Genomic DNA, 2,057 nt, shown 5'->3' on the forward strand with positions numbered 1-2,057 from the left:
ATTGATTCACTGTTAAATATACGAAAAAAACAATCGCAAACAAAGGATTAATCATTTGACAATCAGAATGTTAATCACCTAACTTAATGACATTGCGCTCGCACCAGCAGGGGGAGAGAATCCAAGGGTATGGAAAATTTAGTCTTTAATGCCCTTGAATATTAGATATCAACACGTCTGGTACATTACCACTATTCGATAATTTTTCCATTAAGATTAAATTTTATACGAAATGTATTATCTCTTATAGTAATTACTTTTTTTAGAGGTTCGCCTTTTTCTATTTTTTTTGTTACAGAGCTTCTACTTTCAGGATAGGAAAAGAATTCATCGCTCTTTAAAACAATTGGATAATATTTATTATTTAAATACAAACATCTATTAGTATTGAGAAGCCAAAAATTATATTCTTTTTCCATTTTTGTATTTAAATAAATTACGAAATTGCCTAATTGATCATTTCCCAATGTGAAAAATATTGATGACTTATCATTTATGGAATCTATTTTCTTTGTAATTTCTTTTTCAACGTTATTTGGTAGAAAATATACTATTTCAGAATTTGTTTTTTGCGCATTGCAATTATTCAAGAGAAAAATTAAAAATGTAAATATTACTATATTTTTCATTATCTATTATGTTTTTGTTTATCAATATGAATGTTCAGTGCAGCTTGGCCAATATTTTGATTTGTCGTAGTTCCTACATTCAATGTAGATACCCCCTCACTTGTTCTTCTATGTATAGCATTCCCACCATTCTGGCTCCCAGTCCAAGAATCTATTGAGTAAACCGTAGTGTTATGTCCTGCTGCTGCATCAACATCATCTGCAGATGTTCCTGGAATGTTTTTTATAGGGCGTGTTGCTAAATTATGAGTATGAGCTCCTCCTAATAATGTCATAGAAGTATCAATCACTAAGCTTTGCAACTCTCTTGTGTTGGGATCCATTCTTTCACCTTTAAGAAATGTTGCATGACCATCTATTCCGTCAGCACCCCTAACAGATGTGACTTCTGCTGTTGGAACATCCCCTCTTGTTACTTTAAGTCCTAAATACAACTGTCTTTCTTTTGTTTGATCAGCAATTGTTTCATTATTTGCATTGTTGACATCCGCACTAATCTGTAATGAATTAACTGAAACAATAGAACTACTTGCTTGTAGGGCTTGTGTTGCTGTTGTTGATATAGAACCCCCATTTTCAGAAGTAATATTATTCCAATCTGATCTATAGATAATTCGAGTATTTTTTGTTGTTGCTCCATCACTCCCTAAGTATCTCCCCGTTGGATCTACATAATCATCTGGTGGAACAGCAGACCTACCATCCGGATCTATAAATCGAATTGGATTGTTAAAAGCATAATTATAAGGGCTATGACTACGCATTTGTTCCGCCAACGGATCAACGACACCCCATCTTCCCAAATCCGGCATATACATTCTCGCTCCATAATCGTACATACCACTTTCTTGTAACTCTTTACCGTTATATTTGTAATTCTGATATCCTCCCAATAAGCTTTTCATACCGCCAATATGATTCATTCCAAAGGCATAGTAATTATTTGTATCTGTAACCTCTAGAGCTCCTGTTGTATTTTTAGCAAAATTCACTCTTGCATTTCCCAAGTGGTCTCTATACTGGTAAATATAACGATTTTCCGTAAAGCTGTAAAATCCTTCTGAGGTAGGAACAAAATCTAATTGCCAATCCAGAGTACCGGGAATTGGATCAAAAAGACCCGGATCTCTAAAAGCCTCTGCTTCATACGCTACACTCGTTCTGCACCAAGGGCAAGGAGCGACGGTCTCACTAAAGCTATATTGAAAACCATCTAAATAATCGGTATATTTATTGGTAGTAGACTGACCTCTTCCTCCACCTGATGAATAGGTTTTACGAACTTTAGCTCCATCTGCACGATATAAATAATTTAATCTAAAACTTGTATTGGTGCCCCATGGATCTTTTTGGGTAATAGAATAAGAATCCGCTAAATTCAAATAATTATAACCTATACTCTGAATCCCTTTATCTTTCATGTTGACC

The 2,057-nt window shown here is 34.4% G+C and carries 2 protein-coding genes; both read right to left on the minus strand.

Translation table 11 applies throughout. From position 1 onward, the window contains the following. Positions 1-191: 191 nt before the first annotated feature. Positions 192-629: a hypothetical protein gene (locus tag BUB80_RS23105; RefSeq protein ID WP_073298080.1), complete on the minus strand. Its 438-nt coding sequence runs from the start codon at positions 627-629 to the stop codon at positions 192-194. Next, positions 629-2,057: RHS repeat-associated core domain-containing protein (locus BUB80_RS23110; protein ID WP_139262914.1), on the minus strand; the 1,429-nt coding region annotated here is incomplete at its 5' end. The genes BUB80_RS23110 and BUB80_RS23105, both read right to left, overlap by 1 nt.

The organism is Chryseobacterium polytrichastri, from assembly GCF_900142445.1.
GTDB classification, from domain to species: Bacteria; Bacteroidota; Bacteroidia; order Flavobacteriales; family Weeksellaceae; genus Chryseobacterium; species Chryseobacterium polytrichastri.

Excerpts from the sequence above, each read along its gene's own strand:
- BUB80_RS23105 (WP_073298080.1), bottom strand. The coding sequence starts at position 629 with ATGAAAAATATAGTAATATTTACATTTTTAATTTTTCTCTTGAATAAT.